Origin of the sequence: Micromonospora inositola (assembly GCF_900090285.1) — a bacterium.
In the GTDB taxonomy this organism is placed as follows: domain Bacteria; phylum Actinomycetota; class Actinomycetes; order Mycobacteriales; family Micromonosporaceae; genus Micromonospora; species Micromonospora inositola.
The window spans coordinates 4,235,323-4,256,648 of sequence record NZ_LT607754.1 but is presented as its reverse complement, the minus strand read 5'-3'; the positions used below and the strand labels follow the sequence as shown (position 1 = coordinate 4,256,648).

16 protein-coding genes and 1 pseudogene are annotated in these 21,326 nt (G+C 69.8%); 9 read left to right on the top strand and 8 right to left on the bottom strand.

Features of this window, described 5'->3' with window-relative positions; genetic code table 11:
• Window positions 1–310 precede the first annotated feature (310 nt).
• On the top strand, window positions 311–2,440 hold the full coding sequence (locus GA0070613_RS20295; RefSeq protein WP_231929304.1) for a carbohydrate-binding protein: 2,130 nt from the start codon (window positions 311–313) through the stop codon (window positions 2,438–2,440).
• Here GA0070613_RS20295 and GA0070613_RS20290 read toward each other — a convergent pair.
• Genes GA0070613_RS20290 through GA0070613_RS20280 form a run of 3 tightly spaced genes read right to left on the bottom strand, consistent with a single transcriptional unit; the run spans window position 2,430 to window position 4,277 of the window.
• A complete protein-coding gene (locus GA0070613_RS20290; protein WP_157746409.1) occupies window positions 2,430–3,677 on the bottom strand; it encodes a carboxypeptidase-like regulatory domain-containing protein in 1,248 nt (415 codons plus the stop codon). The two genes, GA0070613_RS20295 and GA0070613_RS20290, sit on opposite strands and share 11 nt — an antisense overlap.
• Window positions 3,674–3,853, bottom strand: coding sequence for a kelch repeat-containing protein (locus GA0070613_RS20285; protein WP_089013739.1), 180 nt, complete (start codon window positions 3,851–3,853; stop codon window positions 3,674–3,676). The genes GA0070613_RS20290 and GA0070613_RS20285 overlap by 4 nt, the downstream gene beginning before the upstream one ends.
• A gap of 46 nt (window positions 3,854–3,899) precedes the next feature.
• Window positions 3,900–4,277 carry a Kelch repeat-containing protein gene (locus tag GA0070613_RS20280; protein ID WP_157746407.1) on the bottom strand — a complete coding sequence of 126 codons (378 nt, stop codon included), beginning with the start codon at window positions 4,275–4,277 and terminating at the stop codon, window positions 3,900–3,902.
• Here GA0070613_RS20280 and GA0070613_RS20275 point away from each other — a divergent pair.
• Complete coding sequence (locus GA0070613_RS20275) at window positions 4,255–4,611, top strand: helix-turn-helix domain-containing protein (protein WP_089013737.1); 357 nt, start codon at window positions 4,255–4,257, stop codon at window positions 4,609–4,611. The two genes, GA0070613_RS20280 and GA0070613_RS20275, sit on opposite strands and share 23 nt — an antisense overlap.
• 177 nt (window positions 4,612–4,788) lie before the next feature.
• On the opposite strand, the gene GA0070613_RS20270 is transcribed toward GA0070613_RS20275, so the two are convergent.
• Window positions 4,789–7,995 (bottom strand): S8 family serine peptidase, encoded by a 3,207-nt coding sequence (locus GA0070613_RS20270; protein ID WP_157746406.1) that lies wholly within the window; start codon window positions 7,993–7,995, stop codon window positions 4,789–4,791.
• Window positions 7,996–8,204: 209 nt separating this feature from the next.
• Between GA0070613_RS20270 and GA0070613_RS20265 the strand changes: the two genes are divergently transcribed.
• The 3 genes from GA0070613_RS20265 to GA0070613_RS20255 all read left to right on the top strand — a co-directional run bounded on the left by GA0070613_RS20265 (window position 8,205) and on the right by GA0070613_RS20255 (window position 10,057).
• Window positions 8,205–8,705: an RNA polymerase sigma factor gene (locus tag GA0070613_RS20265; protein WP_089013735.1), complete on the top strand. Its 501-nt coding sequence runs from the start codon at window positions 8,205–8,207 to the stop codon at window positions 8,703–8,705.
• Window positions 8,698–9,441 (top strand): hypothetical protein, encoded by a 744-nt coding sequence (locus GA0070613_RS20260; protein ID WP_089013734.1) that lies wholly within the window; start codon window positions 8,698–8,700, stop codon window positions 9,439–9,441. Before GA0070613_RS20265 ends, GA0070613_RS20260 begins: the two co-directional genes overlap by 8 nt.
• Window positions 9,442–9,685: 244 nt before the next feature.
• Complete coding sequence (locus GA0070613_RS20255; protein WP_089013733.1) at window positions 9,686–10,057, top strand: ArsR/SmtB family transcription factor; 372 nt, start codon at window positions 9,686–9,688, stop codon at window positions 10,055–10,057.
• Window positions 10,058–10,266: 209 nt separating this feature from the next.
• Here the strand turns inward: GA0070613_RS20255 and GA0070613_RS20250 are convergent, their stop codons facing one another.
• Window positions 10,267–11,379: an FAD-dependent oxidoreductase gene (locus tag GA0070613_RS20250; protein ID WP_089013732.1), complete on the bottom strand. Its 1,113-nt coding sequence runs from the start codon at window positions 11,377–11,379 to the stop codon at window positions 10,267–10,269.
• 346 nt (window positions 11,380–11,725) lie between these two features.
• Here GA0070613_RS20250 and GA0070613_RS34015 point away from each other — a divergent pair, with 346 nt between their 5' ends.
• A complete protein-coding gene (locus GA0070613_RS34015) occupies window positions 11,726–11,989 on the top strand; it encodes a winged helix-turn-helix domain-containing protein (RefSeq protein ID WP_089013731.1) in 264 nt (87 codons plus the stop codon).
• Window positions 11,990–12,682: 693 nt separating this feature from the next.
• Here GA0070613_RS34015 and GA0070613_RS20240 read toward each other — a convergent pair.
• A complete protein-coding gene (locus GA0070613_RS20240; protein WP_172875857.1) occupies window positions 12,683–13,423 on the bottom strand; it encodes a VOC family protein in 741 nt (246 codons plus the stop codon).
• Window positions 13,424–13,638: 215 nt separating this feature from the next.
• Here GA0070613_RS20240 and GA0070613_RS33555 point away from each other — a divergent pair.
• A pseudogene (locus tag GA0070613_RS33555) lies at window positions 13,639–13,839 on the top strand (integrase core domain-containing protein); the annotation flags it as partial.
• 105 nt (window positions 13,840–13,944) lie between these two features.
• Here the strand turns inward: GA0070613_RS33555 and GA0070613_RS32200 are convergent.
• On the bottom strand, window positions 13,945–14,340 hold the full coding sequence (locus tag GA0070613_RS32200) for a hypothetical protein (RefSeq protein WP_157746405.1): 396 nt from the start codon (window positions 14,338–14,340) through the stop codon (window positions 13,945–13,947).
• Window positions 14,333–18,418 (bottom strand): fibronectin type III domain-containing protein, encoded by a 4,086-nt coding sequence (locus tag GA0070613_RS20230; RefSeq protein ID WP_157746404.1) that lies wholly within the window; start codon window positions 18,416–18,418, stop codon window positions 14,333–14,335. The genes GA0070613_RS32200 and GA0070613_RS20230 overlap by 8 nt, the downstream gene beginning before the upstream one ends.
• A gap of 1,159 nt (window positions 18,419–19,577) precedes the next feature.
• Here GA0070613_RS20230 and GA0070613_RS20225 point away from each other — a divergent pair.
• Window positions 19,578–19,976, top strand: coding sequence for a hypothetical protein (locus tag GA0070613_RS20225; protein WP_089013728.1), 399 nt, complete (start codon window positions 19,578–19,580; stop codon window positions 19,974–19,976).
• A 147-nt stretch (window positions 19,977–20,123) separates the two neighbouring features.
• A complete protein-coding gene (locus GA0070613_RS20220) occupies window positions 20,124–21,308 on the top strand; it encodes an AI-2E family transporter (protein WP_231929301.1) in 1,185 nt (394 codons plus the stop codon).
• The last annotated feature ends 18 nt before the right edge of the window (window positions 21,309–21,326 follow it).

Genomic DNA, 21,326 nt, shown 5'->3' with positions numbered 1-21,326 from the left:
CCGGGCGTAGCTGCTGATCGATGCGGCATGATGGGCTGCCGTGCTGCTGCGACTCAACATCGCTAGCCGTCAATTCATGGCTTGAACTAACAACCATCAAAAGTTAGGCTCCGCGAGCGGAGCCAGTATCACCCTCTACTCGCAATCGCGGACGGCACCGACGCCGGCGCCTGCCGTGAGGACCCTTCCGTTTGAATCTGGAGGCGCCGTGAGGCAATCCGTTACTGCGGCACTCGCCGTCGCATCGGCAACGGTCACCGTGCTCGCAGCCACGCCGGCGTCGCCGGCGACGGCCGACCGTGGCAATGTCGTGACCGGGACCTACTCGACCGGCGCCGAACACCGGTGGCAGTCGTTGCCCACCATCCGCGTGGGCAACGACAAGGGCGCATCCGCCGACACAACTGTCGTCATCGACCCCAGCCAGACGCGTCAACGCTACAGCGGCGTCGGCTTCTCCCTGGACGAGACGAGCGTCTCCAACCTCTGGAAGCTCGACCCGGCGAAGCGGGAGCAGGCCGTCCGGCTGCTCGTCGACCCGAAGACCGGGGCGGGCCTCGACCGGTTCCGCCTGACGATCGGCAGCCCTGACGTCATCGAGCACCTGCCGTTCTGGTCGGAGGACGACCTGCCTACCGGCGTCAGCGATGACTTCGACCTGAAGCACTTTTCGATCCAGCGCGACATCGACCTGCACATCATCGACACGATCAAGCTGATCCAGCGCTACAACCCGCACGCCACGTTCTTTGCGTCCGCCTGGAGCGCTCCGGCCTGGATGAAGACGAACAACCGCTTCATCGGCGAGGTCGCGCTTCGGCCGGGCAGCACGACCAGCTACTACCAGGTCGGCAAGCTGCGCGATGACTGCATTGACGTCTTCGCCCGCTACTATGTCAAGTTCGTCCAGGCGTACGCGGAGCACGGCATCAAGATCGGTGGGCTGACGCTGCTGAACGAGCCCGGCATGGACGTCGTCTACCCGGCCATGGACATCAGCGTCGAGCAGCAGCAGAAGCTGGCCATTGCGATCAAGCGCGAGTTCGCCGCAGCCAACCTCGACACCCAGCTCTACGTGCACGACTTCAACTTCTGGGACTGGCGCGACCCGAACAGCACCGAGACGAAGAACTACTACCGCATCTTCGAGGACGCACCGGACGGCTCAATCACCGGGGCGCAAGTCCGCGCGGCAGCCGACGCCATCGCCTTTCACCCGTACTGGGGCGACCCGACCGTCATGCGCGACGCGTACGAGCAGTACGGCAAGCCCATCGAGATGACCGAGACGGGCAGCGTCTCCCCGGACACCCTCCTGAGCTACTTCCGGCTGGACGCCAGCTCGTACGTCATGTGGGCCCAGGCCACCGACCAGGACGGCGGGACACTGCACTGGACACCTGCGCGCGACAACAACATCGACTGGGCGGAAGTCGGCCGGACCACGAAATGGCCCAACCGTCTGGTCACCGTCAACACCACCACCCGTGACTTCACCGTCCGGGACGAGCTCTACCAGTTGGGGCAGTTCGCGCGATACCTCGGCCCCGACGATGTACGTGTGCAGTCGAGTGGCGAGGCGAACGGCATCAGCAACGTGGTCTACCGGGACAAGGCCAACAACTTCGTCGCCGTACTCCGCAACAGCAACGACGCTGACAGCAAGGTACGCATCGTGCTCGCCGGTCAGTCCTTCCTCGAGACGGTGCCGGCGCACTCGTTCGCCACGTTCCGGTGGAAGGGCAAGCTGCCGCCGACGAAGGGCAATCACGCCCCGGTGCTGGACAACGTCGCCGATGTGGTCGCCGACCAGTACAGCACGGTGCAGGTGCAGCTGACAGCGGCCGACGTCGACGGCGACCCGCTCGGCTTCTACGCCACCGACCTGCCGGACGGGGTCAGCATCGACGGCACCACCGGGCTCGTGACGATCCACCCCACCGTGGCCGGCGAGCAGGATTTGACCTTCGTGGTCACCGACGGCCAGGCAAGCGACAAGGTGAGGGTCCACCTGACCGTGCGGCCGCACGGCGCGCCCATCGGCGCAAAGGTCGAGGCCGAGTCGTACCTGGAGCAACACGGCTGGGACGAGGGAGGCTGCTGCTTCGTCGAGAGCAACCCGGCCGCCAGCGGCGGCAAGAACATCGGCTGGACGGCCGCCGGAAACTGGCTCAAGTACCGCATCGCGGTCGCGCAGGCCGGAACGTACGACCTTGAGCTGCGCGTCGCCAACGGCACGGGTGCCGCCGCGGCGAACGCGCTGTCGTTCCGCAACGCGAGCGGGCAGGTGCTCGCGACCGTATCCGTGCCGGACACGGGCGGCTGGGGTAGCTACCAGTCGGTGCACGTGCCGGTCGCCCTGACGGCGGGCGATCAGCTGGTCACGGTGTACTGCGAAACGGGCGGGTTCAACCTCGACTACTTCCGGCTCACACCGTAGTCAGCCGCCACGCGTTCACGCGGCCAGGTCGAGACCTCTGCGTTCTCGACCTGGCCGCGGCGTCGTCCCGCCCGCCCAGAGGAGCCGCCGGTGACTGTCCTGACAAGGTCGGGTCAGGACTCGGCAACCTCGGCTCCGCCGACAGCAGGTGCCCGAGCTTCGGCGGGGCTGGCTGGCTGGGCTGCTGTCGACAGCCATTTCCCCGGCAGTCCAGCCGATTCATCAGAAATTCCTGCGGCATCCGTTCATCAGGCCACGCACCGTTGCCTTGCCTACCCGTGGATACGGGTCTGAACGGCGGCCCGCGATGTGCGGCGCGAGAGAGGGCCCGGGCGGTGACACCACCCGGGCCCTCTCGGTCGGCCGGAACTAGACCTTCTGCAATGCGAAGTCCAGCGTCGTCGCCTCTCCCCTTCTGATCTTTACAGCCGTCGTCTGTGGCTGATAGCCGTCGATCGCGCAGATCACCTGCAACGGGGTTGTTTCGGACGTCGAGCCACAGCTGGTAATGGCCGCTCGCATCGGTTCTGAGCGTGTAGTGCCCCAACGACGTGTTGATTTGGACCGTTGCGCCAGGCAACGCACCTGACGGCCCGGTGACCGTACCGGTGATCTTGCCCCAGGTCTTCGGCGGGTTGACCGTCATCGACACCGGGACGGTCGGCGTCGTGTACGGCGTATCCGTGCCGATCACAACAGCCGCCGTGTACGTCCCCGGCTGCGTGATGTCCGGAACATTCGCGTCGACGGTCACGGTGACCGTGGTGCTGGCACCCGGTGCGAGCGTGAGCGTCGTCGGGTTCACCGCGAGCCAGCTCACGTGGTTCGTCTCGCCGCAGTCGACCCTGCCCGGCAACACCTCGGAGCTGCCCAGGTTCTGGGCGTCCTCGCCACCCGTGTTACCACCGATCTTGTAGAACCCGCAGGCGCTACCACTGCGGTAGAGCGTGTTGTTCGAGTTCGAGATGGGCGTCCAGGTGTCGCTGGCCGGGTCGAGGCCGAAGCCCTGGTTGGTGACCACCGAGTTGTGCTCCGTGACACCACCGGAGACCAGCAACCGGCCCTCAGCCGTGGTGTACCCGGACCCCCACAGGTCGATGGGCATGTCGGCCGCCGGCGACCACGAGTCGGCATGCGGGTCGTAGACGTACGTGTGGCGCGTCGCGCCGCCGGAGCTGGACTCGCCGCCCGCGCAGTAGAGGGCGTCGGAGATCGCACCACACGCCTCCCAGCTCACCGGCTCGGGTAGTCGGGGGCGCGGTCCCACGAGTCACTGGCCGGGTCGTACACCATGACGTCCTTGGCGCCACACACCATCTGGAGGCAGCCGCCGACGACGTACATCCTGCCGTCGAGCACCGCGACACCGGAGCCCGCGAGCGGTTTCGGGTTCGTCGCCGCGGTCGTCCACACATTCGTTGCCGGGTCATACACCTCGGACTTGCCGTCGGGGGCGCCGTCAACGGCCGAGCCGCCCCCAGCCGCCTGTTGCGTAGATCTTCCCGTTCAACACCGCCATGGTCGGCCGCTGGCGATCGTCCGCGGGGCTCGCCAGCCGGGACCAGCTGCCCGCGGTCGGGTCATAGGCGTACATCGCGTGGGAGTAATCGGAGCCGGTGACCCCGAACGCCGAGTAGATCTTGCCGCCGAGCGAGACGACGCCGTTGTCCTGGATCGGGCTCGGGTAGTCGGCGATCGTGGTCCACGGCGCGGCGGCCGGTGCCGAGCTGTTCGGTGCGGCGCTGCCCGCCTTGGGGGTCGACCCGACCGTGTTGCGCAGGGACAGCGGAGAGTACGTGCCCTTGATCCGCGTCGTGGGCGACCGGCTGGCCATCATCCCCATCAGCTCCAGCGAGCAGGATGTCGGCGTCGCCTACGTGGTCCACCCATCGTCGCTACTCGACGCGTTCATCACGCTCTTCGAGGCGGAGTGGGACCGGGGCATACCGCTGTCCATCGACGGGCCGGTCGACGGCGCGAGCGGACCGGACGAGGAAACCAGGGACCTCTTGACGCTGCTCGCCTCGGGCCTAACCGACCAAGGTATCGCCCGGTCACTGGGCTGGTCGATCAGGACCACGCAGCGCCGGATCCACGCGCTGATGGAAGACCTGGGTGCCACCACCCGCTTCCAGCTGGGAATGACCGCCACGGCGCGTGGCTGGCTGTGACGTCCCGTCTCAACGGGGCGTTGTCGCGTTTGCCCTCGGCCCTCTTGCGGTCGAAGCAGCCGCGGCTGACGGGTCGGCAAGGGCGGCGAACGCGGCGAGGACGAAGGCGCGTTCGAGCTGTTGAAGCCGCAGTCCGGGGCGGCGCCAGCAGGCAGCCGCCCCGGATTCGGGCGTGGTTCAGGCGATCCGGTAGGCCCGCTGGATCGTCTGTGTCACCGTGTTGCCGGCGGTGTCGGTGGCCGTCAGGCGCAGCGACACGAAGCCGGGCCGTCGCGGATGGGCGATGCGGGCGACGCCGCGGACGATCGGCAACGCGATCCACGTCCTGCCGTCGTCGAAGGATGCGGCCACGCCGAGCGTGCGGCCCGGCGCGGCGGCTGAGCCCGCCTGCCGGTCCAGCGCCACGGGGATGGTCATCGTCCTGCCCGCCTGGGCCGTGTTGGTGTCGTCGAGCGCGGGCATCGGCCGGGCCGTGGTCAGGGGCAGTCGCTGCGGCGTCGACGTGTGCGCCGAGATGAAGGTCCAGGCCACTGAGACCGACGTCGACAGGGTGTCCGGGGCGCCGCGGGTGACGGTCGCCTCCAGGCGGTAGGCGGCCTTGTCGGCGGGCACCGAGAAGTCCGCGTATGGTCCGTCCGCGGTGGCGATCTCCTTACCGTTGCTTGACAGCCGGAAGTGGACCTGCAGGTCGTCGCGGCTCGCGGGGCGGCCGGTCGCGTCGCCGAACAGGGGTGGCGACGCGACCGAGATGGTGTCGCCGTCGCGGCCCGCGTACCCCAGCGGCGACCAGGTCGGGGCCCCGCCCACCGTGGGCCCGAAGGGCGCCGCGTTCCAGGTCTGGGTGTACGTCCTGCCCGGGTGGAAGGTGGACTCCTGCGTGGTGAGGTTGTCGCCCTCGACGAACGTGGACGTCCAGACGATGCCGCCGTCGGTGTTGTAGTACTCGGTGGCGTGGAATGGCAGGTCGAACGAGGTGCTCGAACCGATCGGGCCGGGGCCGCCGGGGGACGCCGCGCGGTGGAGGCGGACGGCGGTGGCGGTGGTGGACTGGCTCCGGTAGGTCGCCTTGACGGTGGCGAGGTTCTTCGGCGACAACGTCCTGGTCAGCCCCGTGAACATGTCGCCGTGGCCCACATACGCGAGGTCGTACGTGTAGGGGCTGTTCCGGAACGTCCGGTCGGGGCCCGGTCGGGCGAGCCCGATGCCCAGCGTCGCGGCGAACTCGGGGGCCGCGACGGCAGGCCCGATCCGGCCGAAGAAGACGTCCGCGAACGACACCCCGCTGAGCTGGACACCCGGGTAGCGGAAGCCGTCGTTCCAGTTCGCGCTCACGTTGATCGACAGCGGTGCGGCGTCCCGCTGGGGCACGGTCAGCGAGACCGGCTGGGCCGTGCGGGCGTCGAGCGCCTCGGTGACCGGGCCGTGTACGTCCAGGACCGGCTGCACGAGCAGGGTCGACACGTTGCCCTCGTGGATGGTGCTGTAGAGCGCGTAACGGCCCTTGGGTAGCCGCAGGGTGCCGCCGCCCGGTTGCCCGTCAAGGGCGGTGAACTCGCCGGTCGCCAGGTTCGCCGCCACGGTCTGGTACTCCGTGGCCGGTCTGCCGTCGCGCCCGGTGTGGTCGAGCCGGACGTCGTAGCTCTCGATCTCGCGGTTGAGCGCGAACGGTGTCCGCACCCGCAGGTCCCCAGCGCCGGTCGCGGTCAGCGCGCCCTGGTAGAGGCCGTCGGGGGCGTCGACCCGGGTGTCCACGGTGATCGTCGCCTCGGCGCGGCCGCCGGCCGGCACCACCAGGGTGGTCGGGCTGACGGTGATCATGCCGGCCGGGGCCGGGGCGACGGTCAGGGACAGGGTGACCGGCGCGCTGCCCGTGTTGCGGTAGCCGATGACGCGGGAGATCGGGGTGTCGTCGGCGTGGGGCCAGCGCTGGACTGGGAAGTCGACCGCGGCGACGTCGGCGGCGATCGGCTGGGCGACCGCTCGGCCGATGTCCACCCGGCCCGCGCCCTGCTCGTAGAGGCTGTCATCGCCGGCCGGCTTGGCCGAGCCCATCAGGGCGGCCTTGAGTTGCGGGCCGGACCAGTCCGGATGCTGCCCAGCGAGGATCGCGGCCGAACCCGCCACGTGCGGGGTGGCCATCGACGTGCCCGACATGGCGACGTAGCCGCCGCCCGGGGCGGCCGCCGCGATGTCGACGCCCGGCGCGCTGATCTCGGGCTTGATGTGGTTGTCGCCGATGCGGGGGCCCCTGGCGGAGAAGTACGCCCGCTGGTCGTCGGCGGCGACGGCGGCGACGGCGAGTGCGTCGTCCGCGGAGGCCGGTGACATGACCGACTTCGGTTTGCCCTCGTTGCCGGCGGCGACCACGAAGAGCGTGCCGTACCGGTGACTCAGGTCCTGGACCGCGGTCTCCAGCGGGTCGAGACCCGGCGCGTCCGTGCCGCCCAGGCTCACGTTGACCACCCGGGCCTGCGACGCGGCCCACTGCATGCCGGCGATGATGTCCGAGTCCTGGCACTCCTCGGTGGCGCAGACCTTGCCGACGACCAGCTTCGCGCCCGGTGCCACGCCCCGGTACCGGCCGCCCGAGGCGGCGCCGCTGCCCATGATGGTCGACGCCACGTGGGTGCCGTGGCCGACCGTGTCGCCGGGGTCGTTGCCGCCGGTGAAGTCCCGGATCGCGGCGATGTGCCCGGCGAAGTCGGAGTGGCTGGCGTCGATCCCGGTGTCCAGCACGCCGACCGTGACGCCGGTGCCGTCGAAGCCGGCCTGCCAGGCCGCCGGCGCGCCGATCTGCGGCACGCTGCGGTCCAGGGACACCCGGCGCTTGCCGTCCAGCCAGACGTGGGTGATCCCGGCGGTGAGCGTGCGCTCGGACGCCGTGCCGCGGGTGAGTGACGCCCACAGCGTGACCCGCTCGTCCAGTCCCGCCCGCACGGCCAGCGCGTGGGCGGCGGGCAGGTCGGCCCGCACCCGTGCGGCACCCTCGACGGCCGCGGACCGTGCCTGCGGCGCCATGTTCTCCGGGTACGCGACCAGCAGCGGTAGCTCGGCCGCCCGGTCGTCGTAGCCGAACTCGCCGAGCGCGGTGAGGTCGAACAGCCGCCGGTCGAGTCGCCCGTCGTGCAGCAGCGGCATCGCGTCGACCGGGACGACGAACTGGTGACCTCCCTCCCGGCTGCTCACGAACCGCATGCCGGGCCGCCCCGGCCCCCGCTGGATCTCCAGGTGACCGTCCGCGTCCAGCGACACCCGATCCCCGGTGATCAACGTGAAGGTACCGGGCTTGCCGGAGACCGTGGCCCCCGGCTTCTCCTGCGCGTCCGCCTGTGAAGCCGTGAGGCCGGCCGCCGCCAGCACGGTCGCCAGCACCCCGGCTGTCAAGGCGCGTCGTTGCCGTCGTCGCACATCGTCCTCTCCGTCACGGGCCTCTCCCGGGACGGCACGATGACGCCTGGCCCGCTCGACGGGTTGATCACTCACGCTGTGACGTGTACCACAATCCTTCACCGCGCAGATGGACCGGGCGTCCCTCCCGGGTCTCATTTCGGCGGTGACCACGAGACGAGTTTCTGGGGAAGGTGCAGGTCAGGATGCGTGACGCCGAGGAGTTCGACGGCTTCTACGCGGCCTGCGCGGGACGGATCGTGGGTCACGTCTATGCGCTGACCGGCAACCGCAGTGAGGCGGAGGACGCCGTCGCCGAGGCTTTCATGCGGGCCTGGCAGCGCTGGCGGACTGTGCGGGAGGCGGACAGCCCGGAGGCGTGGGTCCGCCGGGTCGCCTCCCGAATCGCGGTGAGCAGCTGGCGCAAGACGCTCAACCGGATCCGTGCACACCGCCGGGCCGCCGTCGACCAGAGCGTGCCCGGACTCAGCGTGGACCACGTCGCCCTGCTCCAGGCGCTGCAGCGGCTGAGCGCCAACCAGCGCCGCGCCGTCGTGCTGTACCACCTGAACGATCTCAGCGTTGCCGAGGTGGCAGCCGAGATGCAGGTGCCCATCGGGACCGTCAAGGCGTACCTTGCCCGCGGCCGACGAGCGATGGCCGGAATGCTGACCGAGACGCACCACGAGGAGGCGTCCCATGGCTGATCCGCACGACGACCTCACGGCCATCGCCGACAGGGTCCGGGACGTTACGACGCTGCCCGCAGCGCAGACGTTGCGCCGCCGCAGCGACCAGCGCCGGCGGCGCCGGGCGGCAGTCACCGGCGCGGGCCTGGCCGTGCTGGTCGTGACCGCCGGCGCCACCCTGCTGCCGGCGCGGGACCACGTTGAGACGCCGGACCGGGGTGTTGTCGGCCCGGCGGGCGAGGTCCCGCCATCGGTCGCCCCGTCCGTGACCGCGCCAGCGGGACCGCAGGAGTTCCTCGGCGGCCGGCGGCAGGTCCTTATCGTTGTGCCCGGCATGGGCGGGGCCGCATTGGCGATCGGCCGTGACGACGACCGGGCGCGGGCCACCACCGAGCCGGGCATCGACGACCGGGCCCTGTGGGTCCTGCACCCCGAGGGGGACAAATTCCGGATCATGCTGGCCACGCCGCGTGGCACGAGCCAGGTCTGCATGACCGTCGTGCACGACGCCGCGCCGGGCAGCGTCCGCGGCCGGGTGTGCGATCCGACCGCGCAGACGCAGCTCTTCAAGATCGAGCAGATCGCCGACGGGAGCTACTCGATCCTCCAGGATCGCCGCTACGTCCAGGTGGTCGACGGCACCAACGCCCTGGTCCCCGACCTGCCCGAAGGCCTGACTACCACGTACGAGTTCGAGGACCGCGGTCCCGCCGCCACTGACTGGTCCGGCGGGGGGAGCAGCCCCACCCCTTGAGCAGAGGGCGAACAGCAACCACACCCGTGCGGCCCGTATGAGGTGGAGCCGATCCGACACGCGGTGGCCGACGAACTACTAGGCGGCCCCCGGAGTCCGCTGGAACATCCGACGGCCCGCTCCATCCGACAGATGGAGCGGGCCGCACCCTGCTGTGATACGGCCGGTAACACGGCTCCCTACCCGCAAACAGATCGTGACCCGGGCCCCGTTCCACGGGCCTATCGGTGGTGTTGGTGGAACGATGGAAGACGTGGGAACTGCGAAAACTGCTACACCTGCCATCTCGCCGCTTGCTGGCGAGCCGATCAAGCGTGCGGATGCCGAACGGCTCGCGGGAGTGCTGAAGGCATTCGCCGACCCGGCCCGGCTACGACTGCTCAGTCTGATCCAGTCCGCTCCGGAGGGCGAGGCGTCCGTGAGTGACCTCACCGCGCCGCTTGGTCTCTCCCAGCCGACCGTCAGTCATCACCTTCGGATCCTCACCGAGGCCGGTCTGCTCGAGCGCGAGAAGCGAGGCGTCTGGGCGTACTACCGCCTGGTGCCGTCAGCCATCGCCGCGATCGCCGACTCGTTGACGCCGCCCCGCAAGCGGGCGACCAAGAAGGCCCGCTGAGCGGCACTCAAGGCCGCCGCCGGTGCCCGGTCCTGCAGGTTGCCGACAATGACGTCCGCTCTGGTCACGGCCGGCTTGACCACGCCGACAATGTCTGCCTCGTCAACGTGCCCGGGCTAGTCGTATCGCCGGCGGCTCAGCCGGCCCGGACCGGTGTCAAGGCAGGAGGAACCGGCCCCCGGTGGTCATGTGGCGCGGGGGTGCGGCGTTCAGGCGGCGAAAGCGCCGATATCGGCTGATCTTTCGCGAGTGCCACCGTCGCCGCGCCCGTCAAGCCGGGACGGCGCCGCCAAAAGCGCGCGCAGCTCGCGGACCGCTGCCCGCCCGGCGCGGTTCGCGCCGACTGTGCTCGCGGACGGCCCGTAGCCGACCAGGTGGATGCGGGGGTCGGCGACCACCCGAGTTCCGTCCACGACGATGCCGCCGCGGGGCCCCCGCAGCCGCAGCGGGGCCAGGTGGTCGAGCGCCGGCCGGAAGCCGGTGCACCAGAGGATGACGTCCACGTCCTGTGCCGAGCCGTCGCGCCACCGGACGCCGTCGGAGATGATCCGGTCGAACATGGGCCGGCGTAGGAGGAGACCGCGTTCCCGGGCTTCGCGCAGCTGCGGTGTCCACGACAGCTCGGTCGCGCTGGCGATGCTTCCCGGGGGCAGGCCGGCCCGTACCCGTGCCTCCACCTTGGCGACCACCTCGCGTCCGTAGTCCGGCGTGAAGGGCCCGTCCCGGAACACCGGCGGCCGGCGGGTGACCCAGGTCGTCGTCGCCGCGACGTCGGCGATCTCGACCAGGAGCTGCACCGCCGACGTTCCGCCCCCGACGACAACCACCCGCTTTCCTGCGAATTCCGCCGGCCCCCGGTAGTGGGCGGTGTGCAGCTGCCGCCCGCGGAACGTCTCCCGTCCCGGGTAGTACGGCACGAACGGCCTGGTCCACGTCCCAGCGGCGTTGATCAGTGCCCGGGTGGTCCAGGTGCCGTTGTCGGATTCGACGAGGAGTCGTCCGTCGCGTGCGTTCCGGACGGCCGTGACGGCGACTGGCCGCCGCACGTCGATGCCGAAGTCCTTCTCAAAGGCGGTGAAATAGGCCGGCACCGCGTCGGCGGCTGGCTCGTCCGGCGACGGAGGCGTGAAGCGCATGCCGGGCAGGTCGAAGATCCCGTGCACGGTCGCCATGCGCAGCGTCGGCCACCGGTGCTGCCAGGCCCCGCCGGGTGCCGGGTTGGCGTCCAGGACGACGAAGTCAAGACCGGAGGAGCGCAGGTGGTATGCGCTGGACAGCCCCGCCTGTCCGGCCCCGATAACCACCACATCAGTTTCCGGCATGTGCTGGACAACGTCTCAGGCTCACCCGGACCTTCCCACGGGCGATGGATCTCACACCGCCCGGACGTACCCGCCCAACCCGGCCGTGGCCCGCTCGGTTTCGGCGGTCGACCCGCCCAGGTGGCAGCCGACCAGGGTTACGGTCGAGCGGCCGAAAAGTGCCAATGCCGATCATTTCCTCGGCGCAGATGAAGGGCTCGGCCTCGATCATGTACATCGAATACAAACAACTCTGGGCCGACGTCGGCCAAGACTTCACGATCATCGTTCATGGCGAACTACAGCTGACGCCCAGATAGCCGCATCAGCAGATTGCTGGTGCCGTTGCTACGGTCTGTGTTCGAGGATGGACACCGACCAAATTCCCATACGCGCCGATCATCGACTTGGATGTCTTCCACCTGTGCCACCGCAGTACGCCTACCAGCGTGTAGCCGAAGACATGGCGAACCGGATCAAGTCCGGGGAGTTTCCGCCTGGCTCACGCCTGCCCAGCCGCGCCAAGTTGTGCGAGCAGTACGAGGTGTCCAGCTTCGTCGCGGACCGTGTGTTTCTGATCTTGAAGATGCAGGGGCTGACGGAGTCGCTGCCCGGAGCCGGGTCTACGTGAAGGAGAACGGCTAGCGGTGGACGTGGGCGCCTCGGGATACGCACCCTGGCCGTGTGGCCCGACCAGCGTGTCGCAGCTGGCGCAGTCACGGCTCGTGGCCGAGCCTTCACCGCGCTGCCCGCGATCTTTGAGCCGGCGGAGAATGGGCGCCCAGGGAAGTCGCGCCCGGCATACCGTCTGCGGCGCCCTCTCGGCCTGGCTTGCCAGGCTGCAGGCGGGTCAGGCTGGTCGCATCTCCCTCACGTTCGGTGCCCTCAGTGAGACACGCTGCCGCCATTCGGTAGCGGAGTCGACGGGTCCTATGTGGCCGAAAGGTAAAGCAGGGCTGGTGCCGACGCCGTGATCAAGGATCCCCCCCGGAGGCTTCCCAACTCAGATAAACGCGGAGGCCGATTGGACGCGCCTTCCCAGTGGCGACTTCTTCTCGATCCACCGCGAGTCCACATCTGAGCCAGGGGCGCTGCAGGGTCGCATTCCCGATCTTCCCGGCAGTGACGATCTTCGTCGCTCCCCCGGCAGGCCCACCCCGCCCGGCTGCTACAAGAGGTTGAAAGGCTGACGTCTGTCGCGTGTCTGCGTGGTCTGGGTCGATGGGTTCAGTGGCACCGAGTGAGGAGGTATCGGGGGCTGATGGTGGGATAAACGCGGCGGCCCGGACGCGAGGAAACCATCCGGCAGCAGGTCACCCACAGGTCACCCTGGCACGATGGGCGATCCGGCAGGGCTGTGGTCAGTTCCCCTGACGCAGAACTCGTTGCCGTCTGGATCTGCCAGCATGACTGCGCCGTCCTTACCGATCTCGAGCCGAGTGGCCCCGAGGGAGATCAGCCCGTCGACCGCCGCTTGCTGGTCGCCAGCGGCCGGGATGAGCTCGAAGCGCTGCTGGTTCGGCTCCTTTTTCGGGGCCACGGGCGGGCCTGCCCATGCGACCTTGGTGCCGCCGCGCGGTGACTGGATCGCGGTCTCCTCGTCCTGGTCCCACACCAGCGGCCAGCCCAGCACCTTGCTCCAGAACAGGCCGACTTCCCGGGTGCCGTCACAGGTGAGCTCACCGAGGAAGCCGCACCCGGCGAGGTAGGCGTTGCCGGGCTCGATCACGCAGAACGCGTAGCCCGCGGGGTCGGCCAGGACGACGTGCTCGTCCTCAGGTCGCTGCCCAACGTTGAGGTGGCGGCCACCAAGCTTCAGCGCCATCGCCACCGTGTGCTGCTGCTCGTCGAGATCGGCGCTGGTCAGGTGCAGGTGCATGCGGTTCGCTCCGAGTTGGCCCGCGCGGCCCGGAACGAACCGAAGACCGAGCTGGGCGTCATCGCCCGGCAAAAGCGCACCGACGGCATCCTCGATGACCTCCCGGCCGAGCAGAGCGGCCCAGAACTGCGCCGGACGAGCCGGGTCGTGCGCCTCGAAGGTCACGGCCAGCAGTCGCGAACGCATCACCAGACAGTAGACACCGCCCCGGCAAGGCAACAAGGCATTAACGAGTTGGTGCACGTACAAGAGGTTGAAGGCCGAGGTCCGCGTCGTTATGGCAGTTCGGGTTCGAGGGTCATGCCGGTTTGGGCGAGGAAGCCGGCGACGGCCGTCCGGCCGGATGATGACCCGACTGAACAGGAACCTGACGGCGATGAGACACCGACACCTTCGACGCCGTGTTCGCCCCAGCAGGCGTCACCGTCCTGAAGACCCCACCGCAAAGCCCGCGAGTAACCGCCTACGCGGAAAGGCTCGTCCTCACCGCACGCAGCGAGGTCACCGACTGCATGCTCATCTTCGGAGAAGGACATCTACGCCGCACGCTCGATGGATACGCGCGCCACTACAACGGGCGGCGGTCACATCGAGCCCTGCAGTTGCAGCCCCCGCGATCCGACCGTCCCGTCGTTGACCTGACCCACGAGCGGACCCGCCAGCGTGAATCAACTGGTTGGCATTGCTACAAAGGCCTCGTCACGGTACTACCCGTGGTGGCCGGACCTCCCGTCGTTCGTCCTGGCGCGGGCCGTGCACCGCGCCTCGGCCTGGCTGCCGGTCACCGGCAGCATTGCGTGGGCGGTCGCGGTGACTCCTGGCTCGACTCGGTTGACCAGGCTGATTCCCCACCCCAGCGGCGCGGTGTCGGTCGCGACGGACAGCTCTACTCGGTAGCCGTGGGTGACCCGGTCGGCGTTGGTCACCGTGTAGGTGACCTGCGCCGCGCCCTGGGTGCTCAGATCGCAGCGGGTGACGCTGGCCTTGACAGGTTCGGCGGATGAGGCCTGAGGCGGCCCGAGCGCCAGGCCGACGACGACCGCCGCGACGGCGAGGCACGCTTCGGTGACGGCGAAGTATCGCACCTGTCTCTGACTACGCATGGTTGAACACCACCGTGGCCATCAACCACACCGTGGACGCGCCGGTGGTGGCACTCGCCGCCGGGCGAGCGCCGGCACTCACCGGCAGGTCCTCGACCAGTAGGTCCATGTTGCCGTTGGGTGACAGGTTCGTGCGGGCGTTGTATGCGGGGTCAGGGACGAGCAGCGTGCCGAATCCGGAGTCGGCGTAGAAGCCGAGCGCGAGTTCGCCGTCGGCGGTGGCCGGGTTGGTCGCGGCTGACTGCACGGCCAGCGCGCCGCTCGTCGTACCCGTCGCCGTGGCCTGCTGGTCCACGGCTGCAGCGCCCGCGGCGGTCGACAGCCCGGCGTACTCCAGGGCGGCGACGCCCACGTCGGCGGCGCCGGACACCGACGCGGTGATCGTCGGCTTGGTCCCACCGTTGTTCACCACCGCGGTCCACACGCTCATCTGTGTGTGGTCGGATGCGGTGAACGAGGTGACTTTGGTGAACGTGTCGCCGGCGTTGTCGGTGACGGTGTTCACGGTGGCCGATCCCGCGCTCCAAACGCCCACCTGCACGATGAGCCGGTTGTCGCGGGTGGTGGTTTGCGGTGTGGCGACGGCGAGGCTCGTCCGTCCGGCACCCTTCGCTGACACCTGCTGCACGAAGGCCGGTGCCGGCGGGCTGACGCCCGGGGTTACGGGCGCCGAGGGCGCAGACTGCGGCCCGTCGCCGATGGTGTTGGTGGCGCTCACGGTGAAGGTGTACGTGGTGCCGTTGGTCAGCCCGCCGATCGTGCCGGTGGTCGACGGTGGTGACCCGCTGACAGTGGTCGGTGCCTGGGCCGTCGCGCCCACGTACGGCGTGACGGTGTAGGAGGTGATCGCGCTGCCGCCGTTGCCGGGCGCGGTCCAGGTCACCCTCGCGGAGCCGTCGGCGGCGGAGGCGGTGACGCCGGTCGGTGCCGACGGGGCCGTCGGCGGTGCGGTGGATGCGGCCTTGAACACCAGTGTGCCGAGCAGCCAAATGGTGTTGGAGCCGGTGCCCACGGCCGCGTTTGGGGTCGCGCCCGCGGCCACGACCTGGTCCTCGGTGAGCAGGTCCATGTTTCCGTTGGGTGAGACGTTGCCGCGCACGGTCCAGCCGGTGCCCCCGGTGAGGCTTTTGCCGAAGCCGGAGTCAGCGTAGAAGCCGACGGCCAGCTCGTTGCCGCCCGTCGTGGGTGGCGTCGCTCCGGACCGGACCGTGGCGGCGACGCTGGTGGTGCCCGACGCCGTGGCCTGCTGGTCGACCACGCTGGCATCCGCGACGGTGGACAGCCCCGCGTACTCCAGCACGTCGACGCCGATGTCGGCCGGGCCGGACACCTGTGCGGTGACCGCCGAGGACTGACCCGCGCCGGCGGTGACCGGCGCGGTCCACACGCTCAGCTCGGTGCTATCGGGTGCCTTCCAGCGCGCCACCTCGACGAACTGGTCGCCGGCGGCGTCGGTGACGCCGGTGGTGACGGCGCCGGCCCCGCTCCAGGTGCCGACCTCGACGATCAGTCGGTTACCGGAGCCCAGGACCGCCGGCAGCGTCGCCGACAGGCTGTCGCTGCCCGCGGACTGGGTACCGGTGTGCTGGACGAACGTCGGTGGCGGCGCGATGCCGGGGGTGACCGCAGCCGACGGCGCTGACGGCGGAGAGGTACCGATCGCGTTGGTGGCGGTGACCTTGAACGTGTAGGCGGCGCCGTTGGTGAGGTTGGGGATCGTGGCGCTGGTCGCCGGTGGATTCCCCGTGACCGTGGTCGACAGCTGCGCGGTCGTGCCGATGTACGGGGTGACGGTGTAGCTGGTGATCGGGCTGCCGCTGCCCGGCGGCGCCTTCCAGGACACGTTCGCGCTGCGGTCCGCGGGTGTCGCCGTCACCGCGGTCGGCGCAGCCGGCGCGGTGGGGTTGGCGCCGATCTGCACCATCGAAGCGACCGATGGCACCCCGTTGCCGTTGAGGATGAACAGCATGTAGTAGCCCGGAGGCGCCAGTTCCGGCCCAGCGGGCGCCTGCACTGTCAGCCCGCTGCCGTTTTTGGTGAAGCTGAGCGGCACAAAGTGCTGGTTCATGTCCATCTGATGGGTGTCCGCACCGAGCGATACCAAGTTGACTGCCGTGATGGACGTCGCGTCGGGGGTGGACACCGAGATCGTGCCGCCGTAGGAGCCGCCGCCGGAGGTCGACGTGATGGTGGGTCGGGGACCGTTGGAGAGGTAGGCGGGCGAGTAGTACTGCGCCGAGTACTGGGCGGCGCCGCTGCTGCCGAACGGGTGGCCACCGCCGGCCACCAGCACCCGCGCGTCCGGCATCAGCAGCGCGGTCGAGTGATAGTTGCGGGCCGCAGCCATCGGCGCCGCCGCCGTCCAGGTCTGGGTCGCCGGGTCCCAGATCTCGGCCGGCAGCATCCCGCTGGTGACGATGCCCTGGTCGGTGTTGGTGTTGCCGCCGACGGCGAGAACTTTGCCGTCCGGGAGCATGGTGAGTGTGTGGTAGACCCGGGCGTTGTTCATCGGCGCTGTCTGCTGCCAGGTCGGGGTTGCCGCGTTGAGGTCGATGACCGCCGTCGTCTTGAAGGCCGATCCGGGACGGTTGACATCGACGCCGCCGCCGCTGTAGAGCACCTTGCCCGGCCGGTACATCACGGAGGACCCGTTGTGGACACCGCTCGTGCCGCCGACCGGGGTCCAGGTCTGGTTGTTCACGTCGAGCAGGAATGAGTTGTCCTCGTTGGGCCCGATGGTGAAGACCTTGCCGCTGGGCAGCAGATACGAGAACGGGTACTCGGTCTCGTGGACCTGGGGGGTGGACACGCCGGACAGCAGGGTCCAGGTGTTGGTGGCCGGGTCGTACACCTCGGGGGTGTCCGCCCAGTGCGAGGCGTCGGTGTCGTTGCCGCTGATGGCGACGTAGCGACCGTCGGCCAGTTCGGTCACGGTCGGGTACCACCGGGGCCTGTGCATGTCGGCGACGCGGCTCCAGGTGTTGGTCGCCGGGTCGAAGATGTTGGTGTCGACAATGCCGAGCTGCCCGGTGGTCAGCCCGCCGTAGCCGCCGACGACCAGCAGCCGCCCGTCCGGCAGGCTCGCGGCGCCGTCGCAGAAGACGCTGGTCGGGGCGTTGAACGTGTTGAACGCCTGCGGCGATGCCGGGTTCCACACGACCGTGGGCTGCGGTTGCTGCCAGCCGTCCCAGGCCACCACGCTGCCGTTGTAGAGCAGGGTGTTGCTCAACGCCACGATGGGCCAGGTCTGCAGGCCCGACCATGATCCACCGGCCTGAGGGCCCGGCGTGACCGGGGCCGATGCGGTCGAGGCCGGGCCGGTCCCGACCCCGTTGGTGGCGGTCACCGTGAAGGTGTATTCCGTGCCGTTGGTCAGCCCGTTCACCGTCGCGGTCGTCGGCGGCGGCGAGCCGGCCACGGTGGTCGGGGCTTGTGCGACACCGCCCGCCGACGGCGTGACGGCGTAGCTGGTGATCTGGCTGCCGCCGTCGCCGGGTGCGGTCCAGGTCACGGTGGCACTGCCGTCGCCGGGCGTGGCGGCCACCCCGCTGGGGGCCTGCGGCGCGGTCGGCGTCGTTGACGACGCGGCCCGCAGCACGACGGTGGCCATCAGCCAGGTCGTGCGTGCCGCCGTGCCGGCGCCCCCGTTGGGCGTCGCACCCGCGGCCACAATCTGGTCCTCGACGAGCAGCTCCATGTCGCCGGTCGGGGAGAGGTTGGCGCGCTGGGTAAAGCCCGTGCCGGGGGTCAGGGTGGCGCCGAAGCCGGAGTCCGCGTAGAGACCGAGTGCCAGTTCACCGCCGGCGGTCGTCGGGGCGGTGGCGCCCGAGCTGACGGTCGCGGCGGTGCTGCCGGTGGTACCGGCAGCGTGCCTCTCCTGGTCGACCACCGAGGCCGTGGACAGGCCGGAGTACTCCAGCGCCGCGATCCCCAGATCAGCCGACGAGGTGGCCCGTGCGGTGATGGTCGGCTTGGTCCCACCGGTCACGACGACGGCGGTCCAGACACTCATCTCGGTGTGGTCGGACGCCGTGAAGCTCAGGATCTTGACGAAGGTGTCGCCCGCGTTGTCAGTCACCGCGCTGACCGTGGCCGACCCTGAGTTCCACACGCCGACCTCGACGACCAGCCGATTGCCCGCTGTCGTCGGGTTCGGAGTGGTGACAGCCCGCGTCACGCCCAGACCATGCCCGGTCACTTGTTGCACGAACGCCGGTGGGCCGGTGGCGTACACCGGCTGGGCGGGAACCAGGATCGTCGCATTCAGCAGAACGATGGAGGATACGAGCACGGCGCCGCGGAACGAGGAAGACATGGATCCTCCATCACTCAAGCCAATGAGCGGAGTGTGCCAGTGCGGAATTGCCCGGCGACCGAACGGCAAGATGGCCGACAGTCGGAGCCGGCGAGTGTGCGCGGGTCGTACCATCCGCGTCTCGTTCGACGCAGCATGAGATCGTCGAACAACACACGCCATCGCTCGGCGTCTACCCTGTAACCGGCAGCCGCCGCTCCATCATGGTCAATCCACACAACCGTCCATGATCGTCGGCGGCTGCCCTCGTTTCCGCACCGGCATGAACCCCAGCTCAGCCGAGGTCAACATCTCCGGCTGGAGTACCAGAGAGGCTCCGCCTCGGACCGCCAAGCACCGCAGCCGAGCTGGACGAATACTTACGGGTGATCTTCGGGCAGGCTCAGGCAAGGACCTGCGGTCCGATCTTGGCCGACCGCCGCCGCCCGCTGCGCCAATGTCCGGCCGCCGAGACGACCGGCCGTGCCACCCAAAGTGGCTGGTCAGAGCCCATGTCTGCAAATGTGGAGCGGGCCAGACCAGGTGAACCGCCCCGGGGCTGGTAGAGACCTCATCCCCTGGATGCGCCAACACCACGCCACCGTGCTCGCACTCCGCCCCGATGCCGTCGTCTACGCCGCTGCCGCCGGCGACGCCGACCTGCCTTGCCCGCCGTTCGTCCACCCGCCACAGAGCCCCGTCGCCGAACAAGCGCCCTCGCCCACCGCGACGACGACGCCCTGACCTGACCCGCCCCCATCGCATCGACGCCTACCACCACGTCGCCCGCGCCATCAAGGAGAGCTGGCCATGCTCAACCTCGCGGTCATGCTCGAAGGCAGCGCCGAACGGCTCCCGAGCAGGGTTGCCGTCGTCCTCGGTAACACTCGCTTGTCGTACGCCGAACTCAACGGTGCGGCGAACCAGGTCGCCCACCACCTTCATGCCAGCCGACGCGGTCGTCGCCGTGTCCCTCAAGGCTGCCCGCGCCGACTCCCGCCCTGGGGCAGCTGTCCGGGAATCGGCCGACCCGCCGGGACAAGGGGGGCGGGACCACCCGCAGGGCCCCGCCGGATTCGTCGACCGGGTGATCTCCCGCGGCGGCGTGTCTGGTGACGGCAGCCCGACGACGGACGCCGCCGCGGAAACCATCACCACCGACGACGGGCCACCTGGCCAACTCCCCGCCGACCTGCGCGTATCCGACGTCATTGGCCTGTCATTGGAGGCCGTACGGGATCTTCTCATCCGCTACCAGTTGGCCGGCTACCCGCCGGACCTGCTGATCAAGATACCGACGAACGCCGTCCGGACGTACGACTTCCACCGGCGGCCGACATGATCGAAGTCGGCCGGCGGGCAGCGCTCGATGCCCTCGCGTCGAGCCCGTTCGCCTGACGGCGCCCCCAGAGATCGAGACCACTCCGCTGGTTTTCGTTTGTTTCGCAGCGGGTAGCCGCGCCCGGTGAGCGACGCCGACGATCGGTCCATGGCTCGCCGGACGCTGATCGTCATCGGTCTGGTCCTCGCCACCCTGGTCGGGCTGGCGTCGGTGTGGGAGACCCGGCGGGTGCTGATGTGGGTGGTGGTGGCCGCGTTCTTCGCGGTGGCCCTGAATCCGCTGGTGGATCGGGTGCAGCGACGGTTCGTCCGGCGTCGGGCGGCGGCCACGCTGGTCGTGTTCCTGGCCAGCTTCGTGGCTCTCGCCGCGCTCGGCGTGCTCATCGTGGTGCCCCTGCTGGACGAACTGGCCCGGTTCACGGACCGGGCGCCGGACCTGTTGCGCGAGGCTCGGGCCGGGCGAGGACCGGTCGGCGAACTGCTGGAGCGGTTCCACCTGCGGCAGTACGCCGAGGCCCACGCCGACCAGTTCCAGCGCTTCGGCGGCAAGCTCGGCCGGTCGACGGTCGGGCTGGTCCGCGGGACGGTTCAGGGCGTCGCCGGAGTGCTGACGGTGGTGGTGCTGGCGTACCTGATGGTGGTGCAGGGGCCGCGGATCACCGCCGGGACGCTGGCCCTGGCCGGCGGCGACCGGGCGCAGCGGCTGCGCCGCATCGGCCGGGAGTCGGCGCGCACCATCACCGGCTACCTGAGCGGAAACCTCCTGATCAGCCTGATCTGTGGCCTGGCGACCTTCGTGGTGCTCGCGCTCACCGGCGTGCCGTTCGCCGCCGTGATCGCGCTGCTGGTCGCCATCGCGGACCTGATCCCGCTGGTGGGGGCGACCCTCGGCGCCATCGTCGCGGGCGGCGCGGGCTTCCTGCACTCGCCCACCGCCGGGGTGATCGTGCTGGTCTTCTTCGTGGTCTACCAGCAGGTCGAGAACCACCTGCTGCAACCGGTCATCATGTCCCACACGGTCCAGCTCAACCCACTGACCGTGCTGGTCAGCGTGCTGCTCGCCGCGGAGCTGGGCGGCCTCCTGGGAGCCCTGCTGGCCATCCCGGCCGCCGGCATCGCGCGAATTTTGCTGCGTGAGTTCGTGCCCGCCGACCGGCAGGCCAGCTCCGTGCCAGCCGAGCCCGGCCCCGCAGACCGCACGGGGGGACCTGCACCGTCTGAGCGGCCTCGGTCAGGGTGGCCCGGACCAGCCGGCGGGCGACCATCCGGAGGACGACGCGACGGCCGGCAGCCGAGACCTGGCGACCGGGACCGGCCACCGGCCGGCGAATGACGGGGCTGACCGGCGGCG